Source organism: Acidobacteriota bacterium, assembly GCA_012729555.1.
GTDB lineage: Bacteria > Acidobacteriota > UBA6911 > UBA6911 > UBA6911 > UBA6911.
This window is the reverse complement of the sequence record JAAYCX010000044.1, coordinates 67,373-89,460: the sequence shown is the minus strand read 5'-3', so window position 1 is coordinate 89,460 and position 22,088 is coordinate 67,373. Positions and strand designations below refer to the sequence as shown.

At 65.7% G+C, this 22,088-nt stretch carries 23 protein-coding genes and 1 tRNA gene; 8 read left to right on the top strand and 16 right to left on the bottom strand.

All coding sequences use genetic code 11. From position 1 onward, the window contains the following. Window positions 1–21: 21 nt before the first annotated feature. Window positions 22–504 carry a rhodanese-like domain-containing protein gene (locus GXY47_09355; GenBank protein NLV31349.1) on the bottom strand — a complete coding sequence of 161 codons (483 nt, stop codon included), beginning with the start codon at window positions 502–504 and terminating at the stop codon, window positions 22–24. A 72-nt stretch (window positions 505–576) separates the two neighbouring features. Between GXY47_09355 and arsB the strand changes: the two genes are divergently transcribed. Then, a complete protein-coding gene (gene arsB / locus GXY47_09350) occupies window positions 577–1,737 on the top strand; it encodes an ACR3 family arsenite efflux transporter (protein NLV31348.1) in 1,161 nt (386 codons plus the stop codon). Here arsB and GXY47_09345 read toward each other — a convergent pair whose 3' ends face one another. From GXY47_09345 to GXY47_09335, 3 genes are read right to left on the bottom strand one after another with little or no spacing between them, the layout of a single operon-like run. Then, a complete protein-coding gene (locus tag GXY47_09345; GenBank protein ID NLV31347.1) occupies window positions 1,738–3,006 on the bottom strand; it encodes a radical SAM protein in 1,269 nt (422 codons plus the stop codon). A 43-nt stretch (window positions 3,007–3,049) separates the two neighbouring features. Next, window positions 3,050–3,736: a sulfite exporter TauE/SafE family protein gene (locus GXY47_09340; GenBank protein ID NLV31346.1), complete on the bottom strand. Its 687-nt coding sequence runs from the start codon at window positions 3,734–3,736 to the stop codon at window positions 3,050–3,052. A gap of 12 nt (window positions 3,737–3,748) precedes the next feature. Beyond that, complete coding sequence (locus GXY47_09335) at window positions 3,749–4,189, bottom strand: hypothetical protein (GenBank protein ID NLV31345.1); 441 nt, start codon at window positions 4,187–4,189, stop codon at window positions 3,749–3,751. A gap of 227 nt (window positions 4,190–4,416) precedes the next feature. On the opposite strand from GXY47_09335, the gene GXY47_09330 reads away from it, so the two are divergent. Next, a complete protein-coding gene (locus GXY47_09330; GenBank protein NLV31344.1) occupies window positions 4,417–4,809 on the top strand; it encodes a metalloregulator ArsR/SmtB family transcription factor in 393 nt (130 codons plus the stop codon). Window positions 4,810–4,816: 7 nt separating this feature from the next. Here GXY47_09330 and GXY47_09325 read toward each other — a convergent pair whose 3' ends face one another. The 12 genes from GXY47_09325 to GXY47_09270 form a co-directional block, all read right to left on the bottom strand. After that, complete coding sequence (locus tag GXY47_09325; protein ID NLV31343.1) at window positions 4,817–5,047, bottom strand: thioredoxin family protein; 231 nt, start codon at window positions 5,045–5,047, stop codon at window positions 4,817–4,819. A gap of 51 nt (window positions 5,048–5,098) precedes the next feature. Then, window positions 5,099–6,637, bottom strand: coding sequence for a hypothetical protein (locus tag GXY47_09320; GenBank protein NLV31342.1), 1,539 nt, complete (start codon window positions 6,635–6,637; stop codon window positions 5,099–5,101). Then, the gene (locus tag GXY47_09315) at window positions 6,634–6,969 is read right to left on the bottom strand and encodes a winged helix-turn-helix transcriptional regulator (protein ID NLV31341.1); all 336 of its coding nucleotides are present in this window, start codon (window positions 6,967–6,969) and stop codon (window positions 6,634–6,636) included. Before GXY47_09315 ends, GXY47_09320 begins: the two co-directional genes overlap by 4 nt. Window positions 6,970–7,060: 91 nt before the next feature. Next, complete coding sequence (locus GXY47_09310; GenBank protein NLV31340.1) at window positions 7,061–7,354, bottom strand: GYD domain-containing protein; 294 nt, start codon at window positions 7,352–7,354, stop codon at window positions 7,061–7,063. 84 nt (window positions 7,355–7,438) lie between these two features. After that, window positions 7,439–8,701 (bottom strand): YdcF family protein, encoded by a 1,263-nt coding sequence (locus GXY47_09305; GenBank protein ID NLV31339.1) that lies wholly within the window; start codon window positions 8,699–8,701, stop codon window positions 7,439–7,441. A 53-nt stretch (window positions 8,702–8,754) separates the two neighbouring features. Beyond that, window positions 8,755–9,162, bottom strand: a complete 408-nt coding sequence (locus GXY47_09300; protein ID NLV31338.1) for a type II toxin-antitoxin system VapC family toxin — start codon at window positions 9,160–9,162, stop codon at window positions 8,755–8,757. Then, window positions 9,153–9,434 (bottom strand): type II toxin-antitoxin system Phd/YefM family antitoxin, encoded by a 282-nt coding sequence (locus GXY47_09295; protein NLV31337.1) that lies wholly within the window; start codon window positions 9,432–9,434, stop codon window positions 9,153–9,155. The genes GXY47_09300 and GXY47_09295 overlap by 10 nt, the downstream gene beginning before the upstream one ends. Window positions 9,435–9,530: 96 nt before the next feature. Further along, window positions 9,531–10,403, bottom strand: coding sequence for a DUF89 family protein (locus GXY47_09290; protein ID NLV31336.1), 873 nt, complete (start codon window positions 10,401–10,403; stop codon window positions 9,531–9,533). Between the two features lie 34 nt (window positions 10,404–10,437). Then, window positions 10,438–11,172: a DUF364 domain-containing protein gene (locus tag GXY47_09285; GenBank protein ID NLV31335.1), complete on the bottom strand. Its 735-nt coding sequence runs from the start codon at window positions 11,170–11,172 to the stop codon at window positions 10,438–10,440. A 96-nt stretch (window positions 11,173–11,268) separates the two neighbouring features. After that, a complete protein-coding gene (locus tag GXY47_09280; GenBank protein NLV31334.1) occupies window positions 11,269–11,775 on the bottom strand; it encodes a class IV adenylate cyclase in 507 nt (168 codons plus the stop codon). Beyond that, on the bottom strand, window positions 11,775–13,850 hold the full coding sequence (locus GXY47_09275) for a hypothetical protein (protein NLV31333.1): 2,076 nt from the start codon (window positions 13,848–13,850) through the stop codon (window positions 11,775–11,777). The genes GXY47_09280 and GXY47_09275 overlap by 1 nt, the downstream gene beginning before the upstream one ends. 229 nt (window positions 13,851–14,079) lie before the next feature. Further along, window positions 14,080–14,178: transfer RNA gene (locus GXY47_09270), tRNA-Sec, on the bottom strand. A 164-nt stretch (window positions 14,179–14,342) separates the two neighbouring features. On the opposite strand from GXY47_09270, the gene GXY47_09265 reads away from it, so the two are divergent. From GXY47_09265 to GXY47_09240, 6 genes are all read left to right on the top strand, one after another. After that, window positions 14,343–15,536 (top strand): PLP-dependent transferase, encoded by a 1,194-nt coding sequence (locus GXY47_09265; protein ID NLV31332.1) that lies wholly within the window; start codon window positions 14,343–14,345, stop codon window positions 15,534–15,536. Window positions 15,537–15,619: 83 nt separating this feature from the next. Next, a complete protein-coding gene (locus GXY47_09260) occupies window positions 15,620–17,212 on the top strand; it encodes a SpoIIE family protein phosphatase (protein NLV31331.1) in 1,593 nt (530 codons plus the stop codon). Between the two features lie 21 nt (window positions 17,213–17,233). Continuing rightward, window positions 17,234–18,061 carry a pyrroline-5-carboxylate reductase gene (gene proC, locus GXY47_09255; GenBank protein NLV31330.1) on the top strand — a complete coding sequence of 276 codons (828 nt, stop codon included), beginning with the start codon at window positions 17,234–17,236 and terminating at the stop codon, window positions 18,059–18,061. An 83-nt stretch (window positions 18,062–18,144) separates the two neighbouring features. Next, window positions 18,145–19,242, top strand: a complete 1,098-nt coding sequence (locus GXY47_09250; protein ID NLV31329.1) for a class I fructose-bisphosphate aldolase — start codon at window positions 18,145–18,147, stop codon at window positions 19,240–19,242. 16 nt (window positions 19,243–19,258) lie between these two features. After that, window positions 19,259–19,999: a glycosyltransferase family 2 protein gene (locus tag GXY47_09245; protein NLV31328.1), complete on the top strand. Its 741-nt coding sequence runs from the start codon at window positions 19,259–19,261 to the stop codon at window positions 19,997–19,999. 57 nt (window positions 20,000–20,056) lie between these two features. Continuing rightward, a complete protein-coding gene (locus GXY47_09240) occupies window positions 20,057–22,048 on the top strand; it encodes a hypothetical protein (protein NLV31327.1) in 1,992 nt (663 codons plus the stop codon). The last annotated feature ends 40 nt before the right edge of the window (window positions 22,049–22,088 follow it).

The following is a 22,088-nucleotide window of genomic DNA, read 5'->3' as shown; positions in this document are numbered from 1 at the left end:
GGTGGATGTCCAGGATTGGGGTTATTCGGGGGTTTCGGTTCGGACAATGGGGTAACCCGCCTCGTCCCACTTGACGAGGCCCCCTTCGAGGACCTTGACCCGGGCGGGGTCGAAACCCAGCTGCCGCAGGCCGAGGGCCACCCGGGCGCTGTCGGAGCCCTCCTCGCAAAGGCAGTAGACGACAATCAGCCTGTCCATCGGGAGGTCCACCAGCAACAGCTCGTGCTCCGTCGGGTCGTCCCCGACACTGTAGGGGACGTTGACGGCCGTGGGGATGTGCCACATCCGGTAGTTTTCGGCCGCCTGGGTATCGATGACGACGACGTCGGCCTTCCTCTCTAGCAGCCCGGCCAGCTCCCGGGCGGGGATCCTGGGAACCTCCGGGTGCGCGATGATGCGGGAGCCCGATTCCGCTCTCGCGGCGGACCCACCCGGAGAAATCCAGCAGGGCAGGGCGGCGCCTAGCATCACGATTGCAAGCCCCTTCGCCGTCATCGTCCTCATTCGCCCCCCTCCATACCCCTTGACTGCATTCGTTGAACCGGTTATATGAATATACCGCATAGGTCCGGGCCGATGCAAATCGGCCGGCTTTCGCGTTTTCGGACATGCCACGGGAGGTGTTCATTGAAAAGAGGGATTGCAAACTCTTCCACGAGGAGCCCGGAGGAGGGCATTACCCGGCGCCTCTCCTTCCTGGATCGCTTTCTGACCCTGTGGATCTTCCTGGCCATGGCCGTCGGAGTCGGCCTCGGCCATTTCCTCCCGGGCACCGAAGCCTTCGTCAATCGGTTCCAGGCGGGCACCACCAACATCCCGATCGCCATCGGATTGATCCTCATGATGTACCCGCCGCTAGCCAAGGTGCGCTACGAGGAACTGGGCGACGTGTTCCGCAATTTCAGGGTGCTCGGCCTGTCGCTGGTCCAGAACTGGGTGATCGGCCCGGTCCTGATGTTCCTGCTGGCCATCACCTTCCTGCGGGGGTACCCCGAATACATGGTCGGCCTGATCTTGATCGGACTGGCGCGCTGCATCGCCATGGTCATCGTCTGGAACGACCTCGCCCGGGGGGACACCGAATACTGCGCGGGCCTGGTCGCCTTCAACAGCGTGTTCCAGGTTCTTTTCTACAGCGTCTACGCCTGGTTTTTCATCTCCGTCCTGCCCCCCCTGTTCGGGTTGTCCGGCAGCGTCGTCGACGTCGGCATCGGCCAGATCGCCGAAAGCGTTTTCATCTATCTCGGCATCCCCTTCATCGCCGGCTTTCTCACCCGCCTGCTGCTGGTCCGGGCGAAGGGGAAGGAATGGTACCACGGCGTCTTCATTCCCAGGATCAGCCCCGTCACCCTGATCGCGCTCCTGTTCACCATCGTGGTCATGTTCAGCCTCAAGGGGGGGCTCATCGTCCAGATCCCGATGGACGTGGTCCGCATCGCCGTCCCACTCCTCATCTACTTCGTGCTCATGTTCCTGGTGAGCTTCTGGATGGGACGCCGGGTGGGAGCCGGCTATCCGAAAACAGCCACCCTCTCCTTCACCGCCGCGAGCAACAACTTCGAACTGGCCATCGCCGTCGCCGTTGCCGTATTCGGCATCCACTCGGGGGTGGCGTTCGCCGCCGTCATCGGCCCCCTGGTCGAGGTCCCCGTCCTGATCGGCCTGGTCAACGTCGCGCTCTGGCTGCAGCGCAGGTACTTCGGGAAGGAAACCCGGGTGTCCGTCAGCCGGTGCTGATCACGGGCACCGCACGACCCCCTGCGCCCAGAGGCAGCCGCCGCAGGCGGGGGTGGGGCTGCCGATGCAGTCTTCCCGGTTCGATTCGAAATACTCGCACCCGCCGCAGTCGAGGCAGGGGGAGAAATGGAATTCCTGCAGCCGCCGGCGCAGCGCCGCGTAATCGGCCCGGTTCCAGATTCCGGCGATGTCCCCGCCCGACACGTTTCCGACCGCATGCCGCTTGATGGCGCGCCGGTACCGGTACTGGTAGGTCGTGTGATCGTGCATCAGGGCCAGGCAGGGGCTCACCTCGCCGTCCCAGCGGATGGACATCGACCCCTTCTCGACGAAGGGACAGCGGTTGCCGCTCTCGGCCAGACTTCCCCCGCCGAAGGTGAGGGAGTGGTCGCCCCGCATGGCCTGGTAAATCGCTTCGCGGGTTGCGGGCCCGACGTCCATTTTGGGGAACTCCATTTCCCTGAGCCAGGGGGTGGAGGCGTAGATCGAGTCGGTAAGCGCGCGGGTATACAGGATTTCATCCTGCATCTCCGGGGTATAGGGGAGCACGTTGCTCACCATGAAATGGAGCGCCCCCAGCCGGTTCGCCAGGCTGACCACCGCCGGAAAATCGCCGATGTTGCGCTTCATGGCCACGAAGACGATCCCGATGCGGGGTTTGAGGAGCAGGTCGAAAAGCTCGGTCCGGTAGCGTTCCCAGCGGACACGACGGAACACCTGGAGGTTTGCGATCACCTGGGGCAGCGCCGCCCCGAGGCGCACGTCCGTGTAGCTCTCGGGTGTCGCACCGTCGAGCGACACCCAGAGCTTGTCCAGCCCCGCGGCCACCAGCGCCTCGGACACCTCCCGCGTGAGCAGCATGCCATTGGTGATCAGTTCGACCTCGCCCCCGAGACTCTTGGCGTCCCGGACCATGTCGAGGATGCGCGGGTGACCAAGCGGCTCCCCCAGCCCCCCGAAAAAGACATCGGGCGGGGGGTCCAGTTCACGCAGCCCCGTTATGATGTTCCCGAAGGTGGCCGGACTCATCTCCCCGAGCGGCTCGTCCCAGCCGTGGCGGATGCAGGTGACGCAGTCGAGGTTGCAGCGGTTGGTCGGCTCGATATAGACCCTGGCCAGGTGGTCGGGCGATCGCAGGAGGGTGACCCGGTTACGCCCCGCCTCGACCCGGATCTTCTCCCCCGGCCGATATCCATATTTTCGCGCCAGTTCCGGCGGCAGGACGAGGTGCCCCTCCGGACCCACCTCCGCTTCGAATTCCTTCTTCATCGTTCCATACTTTCGGATTGAGGGCCGGCCCGGACGCCGAGGGTCAGAATCCCAGGATATTTTTCAGGAGGAGATACACACCCGCCCCGATGAAAACCACGGCCGTCAGCTTGCGTACCCATTTTTCGACCTGCGTCAGACGGTTGAACACCTTGCCGATCGACTTCACGCTCGAGACCATCACCAGGGCGAAGGCCACGACCGGCAGCGCCGTGCCGAGGCCGTAGACGGATGGGAGGAGCACCGCGGAGCGGCCGTCGACGGCCAGGGGGATCAGGCTGCCGAAAAAGAGGGCGGCCGAAAGGGGACAGAAGGTGAGGGCGAAAACGATTCCGAGCAGCCCGGCCCCCCACATCCCCCATTTTCCCGCCTTCTCCTGGAACCCGACGCCGACAGGGGACGCCGAAAAGGAGATCGGGAGCACGTCGAGCAGGATCACCCCCACCACAATCAGCAGCGGCCCGATGATCCTGTGCATGTTTTTTTCGAGAAAGAAGGAGACCTCGGGGAGCGAGAGAAGGCTGGCTACCGCCAGGACGGCGATCACGACGTAGGCCAGCATCCGTCCCGCGGCGTAGAGCAGGCCGCTCCAGAGAACCCTTTTCGAGGACTCCAGGTTCCGGCTGATGAAGGAAACCGCGGCGATGTTGGTGGCCAGGGGGCAGGGACTGATGGAGGTCAGGATGCCGAGCCAGAGCGCGGAAAATATCGCGAAAGAGGACCCTTCCATTCCCGGTCCCGCCTAACCCTTGGCCAGGTAGCCGCGGACCTCGCGGCGGACGTAGTTGAGAAAGGCGTCCTTTCGTCCCGTCAGCTGCCACACCATCTTCAGGTTCGTCCATTCGGTCTGCCTGCCGTCGACCATGTTCACCAGGACCAGCGACTTGGACACCAGCTTGTAGTCCTGCATGAAATGGCGGTTCTGGGGCTTTTCATAATTGACGATCCTGAGTTCCAGCTTCCCGCTCCTGAGTTCCTCGGAGAAGCCCTGCTCGATGGCTTCCCTGGAATAGGACTCGATCTTCATGCAGGTGCTGCAGCGCGTGTCGGTGTGGAAATAGTAGGCGATGACCTTGTGCCCGGGGGCCGCCGGCGCCGGCTGGACGGCCAGATCTAAAACCGGGCCCGAGACCGCGACGGTCAGCGCCAGGATCAGAATGGATCGCATCAGGGTTTGGATCATGCCTCTTCTCTCCTCTTTTTTGGAACATCCCGCTCGCTCAGGTGCTGGTCCTGGAACGGGTTTCGATTGGAACAGGATACCACGAAACCGCCCGCGGACGGGGCCGCGCGCGCGGCGATTCCGGATAAACATAACATATGATATACATTAAGACTGCGGCGATACAAACGATTGCGCTTGACTGCATTCGTCAAGCCGGTTATATGAATGCGTTGCAAGGAGACGGCATGAAGGAGTCCGCCAGATTTTTCAAGGTCCTTTCCGATGAGGCCAGGCTCGCGATGATCTGGCTCCTGTTTCACCACCGGGAGCTGTGCGTCTGCGACTTCATGGAGGTCCTCGGAATCACCCAGTCCAAGGCCTCCCGTCACCTGGCCGCCCTGCGTAACGCCGGTGTGGCGACCGGCCGCAAGGAAGGGCTGTGGTCCTACTACTCCCTGCGTCCGGCGGGGGACCCCCTCGTCGATGCGCATATGAAGCTCCTGAAGTCGAGCCTGGCCCGGCGCCCGGAGTCCCGACGACTCACCAAGCGCCTCGACGCCTGGCTCGGGTCCAAGCAGCCGGGGGCTCCCTGCGGGACCGCGGCGCAACTGGCCCGCACATCGGGCCGCCGCCGCTGACCCGGAATCAGGCCAGCATCTTCCTGATTTCCTCGACCGAGGGGATCTTGCCGACCGCTTTCACCTCGCCGTCGATGGCGAGCGCCGGCGTCATCATCACCCCGAACGCCATGATCTTGTCGATCTCGGTCACCTTTTCGATTTCGTGCTCGACCCCCAGCTGCCTGGCCGCTTCTTCGGCGTTTTCCGCCAGCTTGCGGCACTTCGGGCAGCCCGTGCCCAGAATCTGGATCTTCATTCTTTTCCTCCCTGGATCCAACATCGCCGGACCTTCCCGGCGGTTCCGTGCCTATCCCCAGATCCAGCCGAACACCAGCCCGCTCGCGGTGGCCATGACCACGACCAGGGTGCAGAAGACCACCGTCTTCCCGGTGCCCATCACGCTCCGGATCACGAGCATGTTGGGGAGCGACAGCGCCGGCCCGGCCAGCAGGAGCGCCAGCGCCGGCCCCTTCCCCATCCCGGCCCCGATGAGGCCCTGGAGGATGGGGACTTCCGTCAGGGTGGCGAAATACATGAACGCCCCGAAGACGCTGGCGAACAGGTTGGTCCAGAGGGGCCAGACCGAGCGCGCGAACGCCTCGAACGCCCCGCCCCCCAGCCCGGTGAGCGCAAAAAAGGTGTCGGGCCGGTCCCCGACCAGCATTTCCACGAATTTTCCGGGAATCAGCCCCTCGTGCCCCGGGCGCCCGAGCAGGAAGCCGGCGACCAGGACGCCGAGGAGGAGCAATGGCATGATCTGCTTGGCGAACCCCCACGTCGCCTCGAGCCAGTCCGAGGATTCCCCCTCCCGGCCGGCCAGGATCACCGACAGCGCCGCGACCGCGGCCGCGAAGGGGAGCAGGACCCACATCCCCCCCGAGGGGAGGGCGAAAGCCAGGACGGCCGCGGGAACGGCGCCCAGGACCACCTTCCACCAGGGGATCCCGAACCAGGCGACGAGGATGATGCCCAGGCAGACTCCCAGCGCCGAAGTGACCTTCCATTTATTCTGCCATAGCGTGGTCCACGGGCCGGCGACGGGGGCCCGGGAAACGATCGCGCCCGCCGCGACGCCGATCTCCCGGCCCGCCTCCGGTCCGGACAGGACCTTGAGGGTGTAAGCCGCGTCGGCACCCTCTTCGGGGGCTGCGATGACGGCGGCCTCGAACCTGCTGCCGTCTGCGAGCGCGAACTCGTAATCGTTCGGCGCGCCCCAGTTGGCGAACACCAGGATGCCGATCATCAGGGCGAAAAAGAGCGCGTTCTGCCAGAGCGGCCGCGCGACTTCCGGCTGCGGCAGCGCCGCCCGGGCCGCCGCCTTGGCCGCCTCCTCCCTGCGGAAGAGGAAATGCATGACGAGCCCGATGACGACGCTGAAAAGCACGGCCGCCACCGCGCGGGCGATCCCCAGTTCGAGGCCGAGGATGCGGGCGGTCAGGATCACGGCCAGCACGTTGATGGCGGGACCCGAGTAGAGGAAGGCGCAGGCCGGGCCGAGCCCCGCCCCCATCCGCCAGATGCCGGCGAAGAGCGGCAGGACGGTGCAGGAGCAGACGGCCAGGATCGATCCCGACACCGACGCCACCCCGTAGGCGAGGACGCGCGATGCCTTGGCGCCCAGGTATTTCATGACCGCGGCCTGGCTGACGAAAACCCCTATGGCGCCCGCGATGAAGAAGGCGGGCACCAGGCACAGGAGCACGTGCTCGCGCGCGTACCAGCGGCTGAGGTGGAGCGCCTCCATGACGCTCCCGGTGAACCGTCCCTGCTCGAGCGGGAGCCAGAAGAAGAGGAGGAAGAGCCCCAGCGTCCACCCGAGCTGTTTCCATTCCGTTTTCAGCTTCACGCTTTCGCCCCCCCGCCCGTCAGCGTCCGATGCTCCTCGGCGCTCTGCGCCAGGACCTCCCCGACGCAGTCGAAAAAGCGCAGGACGCAGGGAAACCTGAGGCGGTAGTAGACCTGCAGTCCCCGCTTGTCTGACTCGAGGACCCCGGCGTTCCGGAGCACGGACAGGTGGCGGGAGACGGTCGAGACGTCGGCCCCGATCATATCGGCGAGGTCGCACACGCACCTTTCCCCGGCCGCCAGTTGCTCGACGATGAAGAGGCGGGACGGGTGGGCCAGCGCCTTGAAGATCCCGGCACGGACCTCGTATCCTCTCTCCGTTTTCTTGTCCATGGGAGGGATAATACCACTATTTGGCCAAATAACCAAATAGTGGACTCACTTCTCCGCCCGGTTTCCTCGCCGTCCGGCCCCGGCCCCCGATTCAGGGGAGACGGCCGACGATGCCTTCGAACTCCTCCTCGGAGAAGGCCCGGAGCGAGGTCGAGCGCACGTTCCCCATCATCCCCTGCGCCAGCAGCGAGGCGGCGTAGGTCTCGTCGTCGGGGACCTCCGAGATCGCGACCAGGTCGTATTGGCCCATCGTGAGGAACACGCCGAGGACCCGGCCGCCCCCGGCCTCCGCGCTCTGGCACGTCTGCCTGATCCGCGCCGGTGCGTCCTTGACGTTGTGAATGCCCTGGTCCGTCCAGTTGTACAGCGTGATGTAGATCGGCATGAGAGTCACCTCCACTGCCGTATGGGTGGGAAAAGCTGAAGCGTGGTCCCATTATAACCGATTCCGGAAACCGGGGAAATCGGTCTAGGGGTCGAGCGGGTCGAGGGGGTTGGGTTGCACGCACTCCCGGACCGGGTAAAATTCGCTCTCCTCCCCGCCCAGCTTCTCGAGCCCGCGATAGGGGAGATAGCCCAGTTCGTCCAGAAAGCGCTTCTGCATGACCGTGAGGAACCCGTTCTGCACCGGGTCGGTGACGATCAAGATCTTCTTGGTGTCGGGGATGCCGTAGCGGTAGGCCAGGCGCGAGGCGTTTCGCATGTTGGTGGTGCTGTGGCGCGCGTGCGGCTCGATGAGGATCGCCTCTTCCGGGATCCCGAGTTCCCGCACCAGGTACTTTTTCATCTCCACCGCTTCGGAAAAGGGGGTCTGGTTCGGGTGGACGTGCCCCCCCGAGACGACCAGGATGGGGGCCAGCTTCCTGCGGAAGCGCTCCGCGGCCTCCCGGCAGCGCCGGATGCTGCCTGGGGAGATCGCCTCCCCCTCCCGCTCCGGCCCCTGCCCCGGGACCAGGATCATGCTGTAGGCATAGGCGTGCCAGTCGATGGCCCCGATCCGCCCGACCGTCCTCCAGTTCGCCCCCCGTTCGAGCGGCTCGTAGCGGGCGGCCTCGTCGCGTCCGTTGACCGCGAGCGCCCAGAGGGCGAACTCGAGCGGCGCCCCGAAAAAGAGGTCCCTGCCGTCCCCTCCCCTGACCACCCCGGCCAGCCGTCGGCGCACCCTTTCACGGAAGGCCGGGTCCCCCTCCGGGAAGGAGATCGCGTCGATGGCCGGGTAGAGGGGCTTCTTCCCCCCGACGTAGACCTCGAGGATCCGGTTGACGCCGCGCGCCGAATCCGTCCAGGCGCTCCTGACGAGATCGGCGTCTTCGCGGGCCGCGTACAGGGGATACGCGGCCTCCGCCCGCAGCGCCGCACCGAGCGCGCCCAACCTGCCGCCATCCCGGACAAGGGCCGCGAGCCGGTTCCCGATCGCCTCGATCTCGCCGGGGCTCCAGCCCGCCGCTTCGGCGTAACAGCCGGCGTCGGCGCACTCGACCAGCGCCCGGCGCATCCGCTCCCGCTGCCGGGCATGCTGCTGATGGAGCCACGCGTCCCACCGCACCCCGTCCGCCAGCGCCCGGTTCCGGGCCACGGTGCGGAAGAAGGGGAAGGCCTTGGCGGTGATGACGGCGTCGGTGCCGCCGTCACCCGTCCAGGCGGCGGCCGGCGCCAGGCGCAGGCAGCAGAAGGCGAGCAGAAGGAGTCCCAGGCTTTTGAGGAAAGGACGGCGTGCAATCATGGCTTTCATGGTTTCATCCTGATCTATGATCCGGGCACCAGTTCCATGCCGGAATCGTCGCGTTACGCGGGCCTCACTTCCAGTCGCAAACCCTCGATTTTCCCGAAATCGCGCCGGTTTGCGGTCAACACGGTGTAGTCCAGGGAAATCGCCGTTGCGGCAATGATCAGATCATGGGCCCCCACCTTGAAGCCTCGCTTCCATAGCGATGCCCAGATCCGGGCATAGATGCGGGCCATGCCGCTGTCGAACGGGAATACGGGGATCGTTTCGATCACTTTCTCCACAAATGCCTGCCGCCGGATTTTACGAATTTCCGTATCCGCTCTTTCGACGCCATGGAGCAGCTCGGCCACCGTTATCACGCTGATGCCGAAGGGTTCATCCTCGCGGCCGGCCACCAGGCCATCCACGGCCCCGCGGTTTCTCTCCAGGGCGATGATCTCGCTGGAATCGAGGATCACTCCCATGGCTGTGCCTCGGGTATCTCCGGTTGGGTGCGTGCCGTTGCCAGAACATCGGCCTCAAAACCGGTATCGTCGCTGTCCAGGCGGGGAAGCGCGCGCACAATCCCGGGCAGGAGCGCGAGGGTCGCACCCCCGCGAGACTCTTCCACCGGAACCAGCGATGCGGCGGGCTTGCCGCCGCGGATAACGGTATACCGATCCCCGCGATATTTGATTTTGTTGAGCAATTCGGAAAAATTCCGAACCGCCTCGGTCGAGCTTATTTCTTTTTCCATCTCCATCTCCGCAAAATATTATAATCATATTTTACATTGATGGCCGCCGCAGTTAAAGAAGCTCCTGCAAATAGTCGGCTCACGAGGCGAGTGGATTCAGACCTGCGATCCTTTCGGTGTTTCTCTCCGCCGGGCGTCCATCAGGACCAGCCCCCCCTTCCGGGCGCCGAGGTGGCGGGTGATCACGGGGCATTTCACCTTCAGGAGGAAAAAGATCGGCCCCTCCGCCTCCGAGAGGCATTCCAGGTTTCCCTGCCCCTTGCTGATGATGACATCCGCGCTGCGGAACAGTTCCAGAAACTCCGGCGAGCACCGTCCCAGGATGGTCCCGGGGGCGTCGCAGCCGGAGGAGAGGATGCGGGCCGAGCGGCCGATGCCGCTCTTTTCGGCGTCCTCGACCGTGGCATCGTTGATGATGGAGATGTCCCGCACCGCGTAGAACGTCCGCTTCCCCATCGTCTCGATCAGGATCCGGTCGAAGACGGTCTCCCCAGCGTTATCCCCCAGATAGAGGATCGTTCCGGCGGCCCCGACCCTTTGCCTGAAAGATTCGTAGTGGTCGATGGCGAGCGGTTTCCCCAGGACGGAGTGCATTTCCTCCTCCAGATCGAAATCCTGGTGGGCGCCGAAATCGATGACGTTGCCCGCAATCGCGATACCGGCCGCCGTCCGGAGCGGGTCGTCCGATTCCGCAACGGCCGCTTTCATCCTTTCATAATGGCCGAGGGCGATGCGGACGCTGTCGTCCTTGAGCTTTCTGAACGGATCCGGCACCCCCGTGATTTCGCGCACGGCGCCATAGATATGCCGGGCCGTGTCCGGCGGCGGGCTGTCGTAGGGGATGTCCGGAATATGTGAAGCTACGGCGTCCAGGACCCGCTTGATCGTTCTTTCGTCGTCAGTGGCTTCTCTGGCGGCGAAAAGCGCCTGCTTCATGAAACACGGAACGCAATCCAGATACGTCTTCATCGGTTCCCGATCTGAAAAACGGCGACGCCGCCGGCTACCCCCTGACGTCCCGGACCATGGTGAGCCGCTCGACCCCCTTGATCTGACGGTAATTGGCCCCCTGGCTGATCCCGCGCAGGGCCAGTTCCGGATCGGTGACCTTCGTGCCCGACACGGCGGCGATGCCGTAATCGAAAAGGACCGGGGAAAGCGGGGCGCTGTCGCCCAGCACGACGACGAAAGCGTTCGGCCGGCACAGCCGGAGCAGCCCTCCGATGGTGTGATTGGTGAAGGAGGTGCCCGTGATGGCGACGACATCCGCCTCGGGAAGGACATTTTGCGCTTCCGATTCCGGGAGGTCGTCCTTCTGCGGGTTTTTTTCCAGCACCTTCAGGTCCCCGACCGTTTCCCGGAGGTCGGGAATGAAGGGGAAGCGTCCCACGATGACGACCTTCTTCCCCGCGCCCTTCTCGGCGATCAGCTCCCGGGCGTTCAGCTCCCGGCACCGGCCCATGTCGATCTCGAGCAGCGAATTGATGGTGGCCATCCCGACCGCGGATTCGACGATGCTGTCCGATTCGGCCATCCGGACCAGTTCCGCGGCGCTTTTATCCAGCAGGAAGCCGGGCCCCTTCATCAGGGGAGGGTCCTGCCGCAGGGCGTCCCGGGGGAGCGTGGCCGCAAGCCCGCAATGGCGCGTCAGGACCGCGCTGTGAAACAGGCCGATGCGGATATCCCGCACGGGCGCTTCCATGTCCAGGGTGGAAACGACGTCTTCAAGAATCTTGATCACTTTGCCTCCGCTGTGGCGCCGATCGGGCCGCACGGCGCCGGTCGCCGCCCCGTGTCCGCGCCCGGATTCTACACCAAAGGGGCGTGATGTCCCTTATGTTTGCAGGTCGACGTAGGCGCCGGCAACGAGCCGCTCCGGGCCGATACCGAGCCGGCGCATGAGATTCCGGGCTTCCTCTTCTCCCGCATCCGCGCTCTCCCCCTCCCCGAGCGCCACCTCGAGTTCGAGGAAATCGCCCAGGCTCTCGACGCGGTCCAGGTGGATGCGCTTCCGCCCGGCGTGGTAGAGGAGGCGCCGCTTCTTCACGCGCCCCGCCTCCCCCCAGGCGGAGGCGAGGGCCGCACGCAGGGTCGCCGGGCTGCCGGTGGGCGAAACGATGTAAGACGACTCCCTGGGCCCCGCCCCGTCGGCCCGCCGGTAGAAGATGAGTTCGCCCCGGTCCGGGGCGAGGGTGCGGAGCTTCAGCCGCCCGTTCGGGCAGGCGAAAAAGAAGTCGTCCTGGACGATCTCGACCGGCCCCCGGTCGGCCACCGCCTCCACCAGGGGGATAACCGCCTCGACGCTCCCGATCCGGGCCTTGATCTCGATGTTTCGGGCCATCATGGGACATCCCGGTTTCTGAACGGGTCGGTTCCCCGCCACTTCCCGCCCCCGGCGAGCACCGTGTAGAGCGCGTCGTAGTGCATCGTCTCGAAGATCGTGAACTCGTTGAAGGAGATGATCTCCCGGTCGTCCACGTACCGGCGCTCCAGGGGGAGGCGGTCGACGGGGGGGACGACCCGGATGCCGCGGCTCCAGCCGGTGACCCCCGGCCCGAAAACGGTGATGCCCGGTTTCGGGCCCTGGCCCTCGGCCGCCCAGTAGGCGCTCTCGCGGTCGTGGACGTTGTGGACCTGGTCAAAACCGAGTCCCGTCACGTAGCTGATACCGATCGGGTTGAGCCCCAGCTTGTAGTCCATCAGCTCCGAGGCGGCGTCGAAGTAGGCCTGGTCCCCGGACAGCATCCAGTGGAGCAGCGGGGCGGCCGCGTACTGGGGCTGCCGGACGTTGTGGCCCCAGGCCTTGCCGTCGGGATCGTTCCCCACCGGGTAGGCGTGGCGCCGGAGTTCGGCGATATTGGCGTCGGCCGCGTCCTTGAGCGCCCGGCGGAAGAAACGGACGATCTCCGGGTCGGTTCCGGCCTTCCGGTCCAGGATGTAGGAGAGGATATAGGCGGGGTTGTCCAGCCGGTCGTCGTTGAGCGAATAGCCCGGCGTCAGGTAGAGATGGTCCTTCAGCCCGCCGGCGATCGGGTGCAGTTCCCGGATTTTCGCGTGATCGGCCTCTTCCCCGTGGAGGAGGAAGCGCTGGATATGGAAGTAGAGCCTCTCCGGCGCGGCCATGGCGCCGCCGCAGGAGCTTGCGGCCCGCTCCGCCCGCCGCTCCAGTTCCTTCGCCCTCCCGGGATCGTACGGGGCGAGGATACGGGCCAGGTGCAGAAACAGCCCGGCCCCGGTGCAGGTGGCGCGGTCGTCGACCTTCACCGTGCCGTACTTCTTGTCGTCCCGGTCCATCGGCGCGGCGAAGGGGTCCGGGTACCCGCGGGTCTCGGTCCCGAAATGGATGCCGCCGTCCCCGTTCTGCAGGTACTCCCACGCCAGGCTCCCCCAGGCGGCTTCGTCGACGATATCGGGGACGCCGTTTTCGTACCCCGTGATGTTGTAGTCGTCGTCGAACCTGCCCGGGAGGTCGAACTGGCCGTCGGCGAACAGGCGCGGGAAGGCCTCGTAGATCATCAGGTTGATGATCGGGTTGGCCATGTGGTACGCCCGCCGGTCGGCGTCCCCCGCGTCATGGTACCCCCCGTGGACGCGGAAGGTCCGCTCGTCCCCCCCGACATCGATGTTGGCCTCGCCGATCGGGCCGTCCACGTCGTAGATCAGGGTGTGGCACGCCTTCTTGCGGATGCCGGGCCGGGCGATCGGGCAGCCGCAGCGCTGCAGGTACTGGGCCCGGAAGAGGGTGTAGGCCAGATGCGCGGAAAACTCCCCTCCCACGCCGAAGGGGTGGCTGCTGCCGTACCCCCTGACGGTGAGGGTATAGGGACCCCCAGCGGGGACGGCCGCCAGGTCGATCCGGTACACGTGATCGCCGGAGCCCGAGTCCGCGCCGACCTCCTCCAGCCGCCCGCCCGCGACGGTTTTCCCCGTCCCCCGGTCCCACACGGTGAATTCCGGGAGGGGGCCCTCGATCCGGCGCGCCCCCCCGGTCCCCAGCCAGAGGGCGAAGTTGGCGTACCGGCGGCGCGACCGCGCGCTGTAGCCGGCCTGGTTGGTCTTGATCGCCTCGCAGAAGATTTCCTTTTCCCGGAACTCGATCTCCCTGTCCCCGTAGGGAGTCTCCACCCGGTAGCGCTCCCCCTCCTCGAGTTTCGAGGTCTCGAGGTAGATGTGGTGATCGAAGGGGTCGGCCGCGGTGGAGTACCGGTAAACGGCCGTCGCCGGGCGGCCGTTGATCTTCCACCCGGAAGGGTCGCCAATGGCGACGGCGCCGGTCTCGGCCGAGTCGCCGGCGATGAAGGCCACCAGCACGTTGCGGGAGGCCGAGCGGATTTCCTTCAGGGAGGGGCGGGCCTCGAGGCCCGGGAAGGCGCAAAGGAGCGCGAGAACGATACCGACCGAAATTTTCTGGGTCATGAGGGATCCTTCGTCAACGGGACGGAAGCCTGATTCTTTCCCACCGGGCCCCACCGGGGGCGACTGGGAGAGCCGGGTTCGCCCGCCTCAGGCCTCGATTCTACTACAGCCGGGGGAAAGCGGGGCCATTTATCGGACCCTTCCGCCGCGCCGGTCCCCTTCCCTGGGTCCAAGGGCAATGATTGCGGTGACGGGGTGGTCCGTCCCCGTTCGGGATTGGGGGGAGAAGTGGCGGAGGTGCATGGGAATCGAACCCACCCAGCCCACCTTCCGGTGAACCACAACTGGATTTGAAGTCCAGGCCGGCCACCAGGCCGGATTCACCTCCGCGCTGGCGGTGATTGTATCAGAAACCGGCCGGGCACCCACTTGAAATCCGAGGTTTTGCTCCAATAATCGGAAAATTTGGATCATAATGGCTGCGCCGGTTTATTGTGAATCCGGCGGCGGACGCCCGTGGAGCCGCTGCCGCGGAAGCGAGTGGAGAGCGTCATGAACGAGTACACCAGGCACCCGAAGGGACACCGGGACACCATGGCCGTGCACTACGGCGAGAACCGCTGGATGGGGAGCATCACCACCCCCATCGACTACGCCAGCACCTTCGTCTTCAAGAACGTCGCGGAGATGGTGGCGTTCGCCGAGGGCCGCATCCGGCACTACGAGTACGGGCGGTACGGGAATCCCACCCGCGAGGCGGCCGAGAAGAAACTGGCGGCCCTCGAAGGGGCCGAACGCTGCGTCCTTTTCGACTGCGGCATGAGCGCCGTCTCCTCCACCATCCTCTCCACCTGCAGCCAGGGGGAGCACATCATCATCACCGACGACGCCTACAAGCAGACGCTGCGGTTCGTCACCACCGTGATGCCCCGCTTCGGCATCCACTCCACGGTGGTCCCGATGGGGGACTACGAAGCCATGGAACGCGCGGTGACCTCGGAAACGGTCATGATCATCTCCGAGTCCCCCACCAACCCCTACCTGAACATCGCGGACGTGGACGAGGTGGTGCGGATCGCGCGCCGGCACCAGGTCCTCAGCGTCATCGACAGCACCTTCGCCACCCCCTACAACGCCCGGCCGCTCGAGCAGGGGGTGGACATCGTCATCCAGAGCACAACCAAATACCTGGCGGGGCACAACGACGTGCTCGGGGGGGCGGTCCTGGGGTCGGAGCACGCCACCGAACCGATGCTGCAGTGGCGCCGTATGACCGGGGGCGTCATCGACCCGATGAGCAGCTACCTGCTGATCCGGGGGGTGAAAACTTTCGGGGTGCGGATGGAACGGCTCAACCGCACCGCCCAGGAGATCGCGGAGTTCCTCGAAAAACAGCCCAGGGTGCGCCGCGTCTACTATCCCGGCCTCCCGGGGCACCCCCAGCACGCCATAGCCAGAAGGCAGATGCGGGGGTTCGGCGCCGTCGTCACCTTCGAGCTCGACGCCGACCTGGCACGGACCCTGAAATTCCTGGAAGGGCTCAAACTGTGCATGCTCGGCCCAAGCCTGGGCGGGCCCGAGACGCTGGTCACCCATCCGGCGCTGAACAGCTACTACAACATCACCCGCGAGGAGCGTTACAGGCTGGGCATCATCGACGAACTCATCCGCCTGTCGGTCGGGCTCGAAGACCCCCGCGACATCATGGGCGACCTCGAGCTCGGGTTCGCCCACATGGACGCCTGACCGGTCCGCCACGGGCCGCTGGCACGCCGCGGCTTCCCCATGGTAGAGTGAAGAGTCCGGTTTTTTGCAGAGGATCCGTGGCTATGGCCTGCGCCTACAGCGATTACATTTTCCAGCCGCTCCCCGATGAGCTGGAGATTCTCCGTTCGACCCTCTACCACCTCTCCGAGGGGGTGGTGGTGGCCGATGCCGGGGGCCGGTTTTTGATCTGCAACGCGGCCGCCCAGAAAATGCTGGGGGTCTCCGGGCAGGAGAACGCCCCCCGGGCCTGGTCCGAAATCAGGGGCTGCTACCGGCCGGACGGCATCACCCCCTACCGGCGGGAAGAGCTTCCCGACGCGCGGGCACTGGCGGGCGAGACCGTGGCCGAGACGGAGGTCTTCATCCGCAACGAGCAATGCCCCTCCGGACTCTGGCTCTCGGTGCAGGCGAACCCGCTCCGCGGCGAGGAGGGGGGGATCCGCGGCAGCGTCGTGGTTTTTCACGACATGACGGAGAGGAAGGAAGGAAGCACCCAGATCCAGATCCTGCAGAACGCCGTCGAGCAGACGGCCGACAGCATCATCATCACCGACCGCAGCGGCATCATCGAGTACGTCAACCCCGCCTTCGAACAGACGACGGGCTATACCCGGGAGGAGGTGAGGGGAATCACCCCCCGCATCATCAATTCCGGGGTCCACGACGCGGCGTTCTACGAAAACCTCTGGGCGACGATCCTCTCCGGCAACGTGTTCCGGGCCACGATGGCCAATCGCAGGAAAAACGGCGAGATCTTCTACGCCGAGCAGACCATTACCCCGATGTGGGGCCCGACGGGGGTCATCACCCATTTCGTCACGGTGATCAAGGACGTCACCGAGCAGCGCAAGCTCCAGGAGCAGCAGTTCCAGATGAGCCTGGCCCGCGCCGTCCAGCAGCAGTTTTACGAAATCCCCCCCCCGCGCATCGAGGGATACGACTTTGCCGCGGCCGCTTTCCCCGCGGACGCCATCGGGGGGGACTACTTCGATTTCATCCCGCTCGGGGACGGCGCCATCGGCATCGTCATGGGGGACGTCTGCGGCCACGGCATCGGGTCGGCCCTCCTGATGGCCGAACTGCGCGCCTTCCTCAGGGCATTCGCTCCCGTAAGCCGGGACGTGGCCGAAACCCTGTCGCTGACCAACGACGCCCTGGCCGACGACCTGAGGCAGGACCACTACGCGACGCTTTTCTACTGCCGCCTCGATCCCCGCTCCCGCACCCTGGTCTACGCCAGCGCCGGGCACACCCCCGGGTTCCTCTTCAACGCCGCGGGGGAGGTCAAGCGGTCGCTCGACAGCATCGACATCCCGCTGGGGCTGATGCCGGGCCACACCTTCGGGTCGAGCGGACCCATCCAGCTGGAACCGGGGGACCTTCTGACCCTTCTGACCGACGGCATCACCGACGCCGAGCGGCCCGACCAGAACTTTTTCGGCGTGGAGCGCGCCCTCGATTTCATCCGCGCCTACCGGCGCGAGAGCGCCAAGGACATCGTGAACGGGCTCTACGGGGCGGTCCGGGAGTTTTCCGACGGCATGCCCCAGGTCGACGATATCACCACCGTCGTCTGCAAGGTCCTGGATCCCCGGGAAGGGACCCGGGCGGGGGACCCCGCGGGGGGCCCAGGGCGCCGCGGGAAACACGCGTAGTCGGAAACCAAGGAGGACGGAATGCTTGGGGGGAAGGTAGTCGGCATCATAGGCGCGGGCAACATGGGAGAGGTCCTGATCCGGGGACTGGTCCATTCGGGCCGGATGAAAAAATCGGACATCCTCTCGAGCGACGTCAACCGGGAACGCCTCGCCGCGGTGGAGATGGCCCACGGGATCCGGACAACGACGTCGAACCTGGAACTGGTGCAGAAGGCCTCCATCGTCATCATCGCCGTCAAGCCGCAGAACGTCGGCCCGCTGCTGGACGAACTGGCCGGATCGAGCCATGAAAACCATGTTTTCGTCTCGATCGTGGCCGGGGTGACGACCGAAAGGCTGGCCGAAAAGATGCACCGCCAGTCGGGCGTCATCCGCGCCATGCCGAACGCCCCCGCCTCCGTCCAGGCCGGCATCACCGCCCTCTGCCCGGGCCGGAACGTGTCCTCCGAAGACCTCGGGCGGGCGGAGGCCATTTTCGGGTGCATCGGGAAGACCGTGGTCCTGCCGAACGAGGCGCTGATGGACGTGGTCACCGGCCTGAGCGGGAGCGGCCCCGCCTACGTCTTCATGTTCATCGAATCGCTCAGCGACGCCGGGGTGCAGCTGGGGATCTCCCGGAAGGAGGCGTCGCTGCTTGCGGCCCAGACGGTCTACGGGGCGGCCAAGATGCTCCTGGAGACCGGGAAGCACCCGAGCGAGCTCAAGGACATCGTCGCCACACCCGGGGGGACCACCTTTGCCGGGCTGAAAATGCTGGAAAAGTGCAATTTCCGGTCGACCCTGATGGAGGCCGTGGAAGCGGCCACCCGGCGGTCCCGGGAACTGGGCGCTCTCGAGCGGAAATAGCGGGACCGGGCGGTATCCCATGGATGGGACCGGTCCGTTCGTCATAAAACCAGGCCTTGCCATAAGGAAAGGGGGCGTTTGCCATGCCTGAATCATTCCGTGCCGGATCCGCAGACTCCATCGACAAAATAACGGAATTGCTGGGGCCGGAAGCCTCGTATTACCTAGACCACCAGAGCAGGACGGTGGGCAAGGACCAGCTGCACCTGCCGGGACCCGACTTCATCGACCGGGCCTGGCTCGCGAGCGACCGGCCGGCCCCGGTTCTGCGCAGCCTGCAGTCGCTCGTGGACCACGGGCGGCTCGGGGGGACGGGCTATCTCTCGATCCTCCCGGTCGACCAGGGAATCGAGCACTCCGGCGGGGCCTCCTTCGCCCCCAACCCGATCTATTTCGACGGCGAGAACATCGTCCGGCTGGCCATCGAGGGGGGGTGCAACGCCGTGGCGTCCACGCTCGGCGTCCTCGGCTCCGTATGCCGCAGATACGCCCACAAGATCCCCTTCATAGTAAAGATCAACCACAACGAATTCCTCTCCTACCCGAACGGCTACGACCAGATCCTGTTCGCCAACGTCCGGCAGGCGTTCGAAATGGGAGCCACCGCCATCGGCGCCACCATCTATTTCGGGTCCGACGAATCCCGCCGGCAGATCCAGGAGGTCTCCGAAGCGTTCCACGAGGCGCACCAGATGGGGATGGCCACGATCCTCTGGTGCTACCTGCGCAACTCCGCCTTCAGCAAGACCGGGGAGGGGGGACCCGATTACCACGTCGCGGCCGACCTGACGGGCCAGGCCAACCATCTCGGGGTCACCATCGAGGCCGACATCATCAAGCAGAAGCTCCCGGAATGCAACGGCGGCTACAACGCGCTCAAGTTCGGCAAGACGCATAAAAAGGTCTACTCCGACCTGACCTCGGATCACCCGATCGACCTCACCCGCTACCAGGTCATCAACTGCTACCTGGGGCGCGCCGGGCTGATCAACTCGGGCGGCGCCAGCTCCGGCGCCGGGGACCTGGCCCAGGCGGTGAAGACGGCCGTGGTCAACAAGCGGGCCGGGGGGATGGGCCTGATTTCGGGCCGCAAGGCGTTCCAGCGCCCGATGGAGGAGGGGATCGCCCTGCTCCACGCCATCCAGGACGTCTATCTCTGCAGGGAAGTGACGGTAGCCTAGGAACGCCCCGAGCCCTATGACGAGCGATCCGACTCTCCGCCTTTCCGTCGTGATTCCGGCCTTCAACGAGGAGCTGCGCCTGCCCGACACCCTGGCGCAGTCGGTGGCCTATCTGCGCGCCCGAACCTACGGCTCGGAGATCCTGGTGGTGGACGACGGGTCGTCGGACCGGACCGCCGATATCGCGCGGCGGCACGATTCCGGTCCGGTCCCGGTGAGGCTCCTGGCCCACCCCGACGGGCTCAACCACGGCAAGGGGGCTTCCGTCAGGCTGGGGATGCTGGCCGCGGGCGGGACCCACCTCCTGTTCATGGATGCGGACAATTCGACCACCCTCGAGCACGTCGAGCGCTTCTGGCCCTATTTCGACAAGGGGTACGACGTCGTCATCGGGTCCCGCGCCCTGGAGGACTCGGTGATCCCCGTCCGCCAGGCGCGCTGCAAGGAGCTGGCCGGCCGGATGGGGAACTGGATCATCCAGACCCTCTCGGTCCCCGGCATCGCCGACACGCAGGCCGGGTTCAAGATGTTCACCCGGAAAGCGGCGGGCATCATCTTCCCCCGGCAGACGATGGCGCGCTGGGGCTACGACATCGAGCTGCTGGCCATCGCCCAGGCCCACGGCTGCCTGATCGCGGAAGCCCCCATCACCTGGCGGAACGCTCCCGGGAGCAAGGTGACCGCCCGGTCCTACCTCCAGGTGCTGGGCGAGGTCTGGCGCATCCGTCGGAACCTGCGCGCGGGCCTTTATCGATAACGGCCGGGGGACCGGGAGGGGCTCGCGGCGGCGGGCGGGAAGGCAGGAGACGGCTCCATGCACGAATTCGGGATGCTGGGGGACCTGGTGGTGGTGTTCGGGTTCGCGACCGCGGTCGTGTATGTCTTCCACCGCCTCAACCAGTCCCCCATCGTCGGGTTCATGATCACCGGGACCCTCATCGGCCCCTACGGCTTCAGCCTGGTGCACGAGCTCGACAGCATCCATACCCTGGCGACGGTCGGGCTGATGATCCTTCTCTTCTCCCTCGGCCTGGAATACTCCCTGAAGAAACTGATGGAGACCAGGATCGCCGTGCTGCTGACCGGCCCCCTGCAGACCCTCGGGACCGGACTCGTCGTGACCCTCATCGCCCGGCAGGCCGGGGCCTCCCTCCAGGCCGGCATCGTCTACGGCATGCTGGTGGCGCTCAGCAGCACCGCCATCTTCATGAAGATGTTGTCCGACCGGGGCGAGATCGATTCCGTTCATGGGCGCATCGGCCTCGGCATCGCCATATTCCAGGACCTGGCCACCATCCCGTTCATGGTGGCCATCCCCCTGATGGCCGCGGAGGAGGCGTCGCTATCCTCGGTGGGGTTCTCGGTGGCGAAAGCCGCCCTCCTCATCGTGGGCGTGCTGGTCGTGGCGCGCTATGTTTTCCCCCTGATCCTCCGCGGCATCCTGAAGACCCAGAGCAAGGAACTGTTTCTGATCACCGCCACCTTCCTCTTCCTGGGGATCGCGTGGGTTTCGGCCGCGGCGGGGATTTCCCTCGCGCTCGGCTCCTTCCTGGCGGGGCTGGTGCTGTCCGAATCGGATTGCGGCCAGCACATCTTCGCCGAGGTGCGCCCCTTCCGCGACGGACTCAACAGCCTCTTCTTCATCTCGCTCGGGATGCTCGTGGACCCATCCTTCATCGCGCAAAACGTCGGGAGCGTCCTCCTGATCACCACGGCCGTCATTTTCGGCAAGACCCTCATCACCACGGCCGCCGTCGCCGCCAGCCGCATTCCGCTCCATCCCGCCCTTTTCGCGGGGACGGCGCTGGCCCAGCTCGGGGAGTTCTCCTTCGTTCTGCTCCAGGCGGCGGTCGCCGCCGGCATCGTGGGCGCCGGCCCCTACCAGATCCTGCTGGCATGCTCCGTGGTCAGCATGATCGTCTCCCCTTTCTTCTTCCGGCTCACGCGCAATCTGGTCATGCGTTTTGCCCGGGACTGGGACCCCGGGCTGAGGGTCGGACAGGCGGAGGGCGAGGCACGGGAACTGGAGCGCCTCAGGGACCACGTGATCATCTGCGGCAACGGCCTGGGCGGACAGAACATCGCCCGGGCGCTCAAGGCGAACGGGATCCCCTACGTCATCGTCGACCTGAACGAGCAGGGGGTGCGCGAGACCAGGCGGGAGGGGGAATCGATCCTGTTCGGGGACTGCACCAACGCCCACACCCTCGAACTGGCGGGCATCCGCCGCTCCCGCGTCATCGTCTTCGTCGTCTCCGACCCCTTCGCCGCCCGGCTGGGCATCAAGCTGGCCCGGGAGATGATGCCCGAAATCGTGGTTCTCGCCAGGACGAAATACGTCGCGGACATGGACGCGCTGTGGGACCAGGGCTCCACGGAGGTCATCGCCGAGGAGTTCGAGGCGTCCCTGGAGCTCATGACGCGGATCCTGAGGGTCTACAACGCCCCCCGGTCGATGGTGGCCGCCGAAATCAAGTCGATCCGCGACCAGCGCTTCGGCTTCTTCCGGGACCGGAAGGTCACCGTGCCCCGCATCCGGCTGAGCAACGAGCTCGACATCTACACGGAGACCTGGCAGGCTCCCGAACGGTGGGGGTGGAACGGCGCCCGGGTCAGTGAAATCGGGCTCCGGGAGAAGACGGGGAGCCTGATCCTGGGCATCATCCGGGAGAACCTCACGCTGAACAACCCCGATCCGAACATGAAGCTCGCGGGGGGTGACCGCCTGGTGCTCAGCGGGACCAAGGACCAGCTCAAGGGGGCCATCACCCTGCTGTCGCACGAAACCGCGGTGCCGGAGGGTTAGGAGCATGCCGGCCCGGCCGGCGTGCGGAAATGGGAGAGGG

Coding starts and splice junctions, on each gene's coding strand:
- GXY47_09275 (NLV31333.1), bottom strand. CDS start 13,850: ATGACCCAGAAAATTTCGGTCGGTATCGTTCTCGCGCTCCTTTGCGCC.
- GXY47_09300 (NLV31338.1), bottom strand. CDS start 9,162: ATGGGAGTGATCCTCGATTCCAGCGAGATCATCGCCCTGGAGAGAAAC.
- GXY47_09315 (NLV31341.1), bottom strand. CDS start 6,969: ATGGACAAGAAAACGGAGAGAGGATACGAGGTCCGTGCCGGGATCTTC.
- GXY47_09245 (NLV31328.1), top strand. CDS start 19,259: ATGACGAGCGATCCGACTCTCCGCCTTTCCGTCGTGATTCCGGCCTTC.
- GXY47_09290 (NLV31336.1), bottom strand. CDS start 10,403: ATGAAGACGTATCTGGATTGCGTTCCGTGTTTCATGAAGCAGGCGCTT.
- GXY47_09325 (NLV31343.1), bottom strand. CDS start 5,047: ATGAAGATCCAGATTCTGGGCACGGGCTGCCCGAAGTGCCGCAAGCTG.
- GXY47_09335 (NLV31345.1), bottom strand. CDS start 4,189: ATGATCCAAACCCTGATGCGATCCATTCTGATCCTGGCGCTGACCGTC.
- GXY47_09340 (NLV31346.1), bottom strand. CDS start 3,736: ATGGAAGGGTCCTCTTTCGCGATATTTTCCGCGCTCTGGCTCGGCATC.
- GXY47_09355 (NLV31349.1), bottom strand. CDS start 504: ATGAGGACGATGACGGCGAAGGGGCTTGCAATCGTGATGCTAGGCGCC.
- GXY47_09330 (NLV31344.1), top strand. CDS start 4,417: ATGAAGGAGTCCGCCAGATTTTTCAAGGTCCTTTCCGATGAGGCCAGG.
- GXY47_09310 (NLV31340.1), bottom strand. CDS start 7,354: ATGCCGATCTACATCACGCTGTACAACTGGACGGACCAGGGCATTCAC.
- GXY47_09280 (NLV31334.1), bottom strand. CDS start 11,775: ATGGCCCGAAACATCGAGATCAAGGCCCGGATCGGGAGCGTCGAGGCG.
- GXY47_09250 (NLV31329.1), top strand. CDS start 18,145: ATGCCTGAATCATTCCGTGCCGGATCCGCAGACTCCATCGACAAAATA.
- arsB (NLV31348.1), top strand. CDS start 577: ATGCAAATCGGCCGGCTTTCGCGTTTTCGGACATGCCACGGGAGGTGT.
- GXY47_09305 (NLV31339.1), bottom strand. CDS start 8,701: ATGAAAGCCATGATTGCACGCCGTCCTTTCCTCAAAAGCCTGGGACTC.
- GXY47_09260 (NLV31331.1), top strand. CDS start 15,620: ATGGCCTGCGCCTACAGCGATTACATTTTCCAGCCGCTCCCCGATGAG.
- GXY47_09295 (NLV31337.1), bottom strand. CDS start 9,434: ATGGAAAAAGAAATAAGCTCGACCGAGGCGGTTCGGAATTTTTCCGAA.
- GXY47_09265 (NLV31332.1), top strand. CDS start 14,343: ATGAACGAGTACACCAGGCACCCGAAGGGACACCGGGACACCATGGCC.
- GXY47_09345 (NLV31347.1), bottom strand. CDS start 3,006: ATGAAGAAGGAATTCGAAGCGGAGGTGGGTCCGGAGGGGCACCTCGTC.
- GXY47_09240 (NLV31327.1), top strand. CDS start 20,057: ATGCACGAATTCGGGATGCTGGGGGACCTGGTGGTGGTGTTCGGGTTC.
- proC (NLV31330.1), top strand. CDS start 17,234: ATGCTTGGGGGGAAGGTAGTCGGCATCATAGGCGCGGGCAACATGGGA.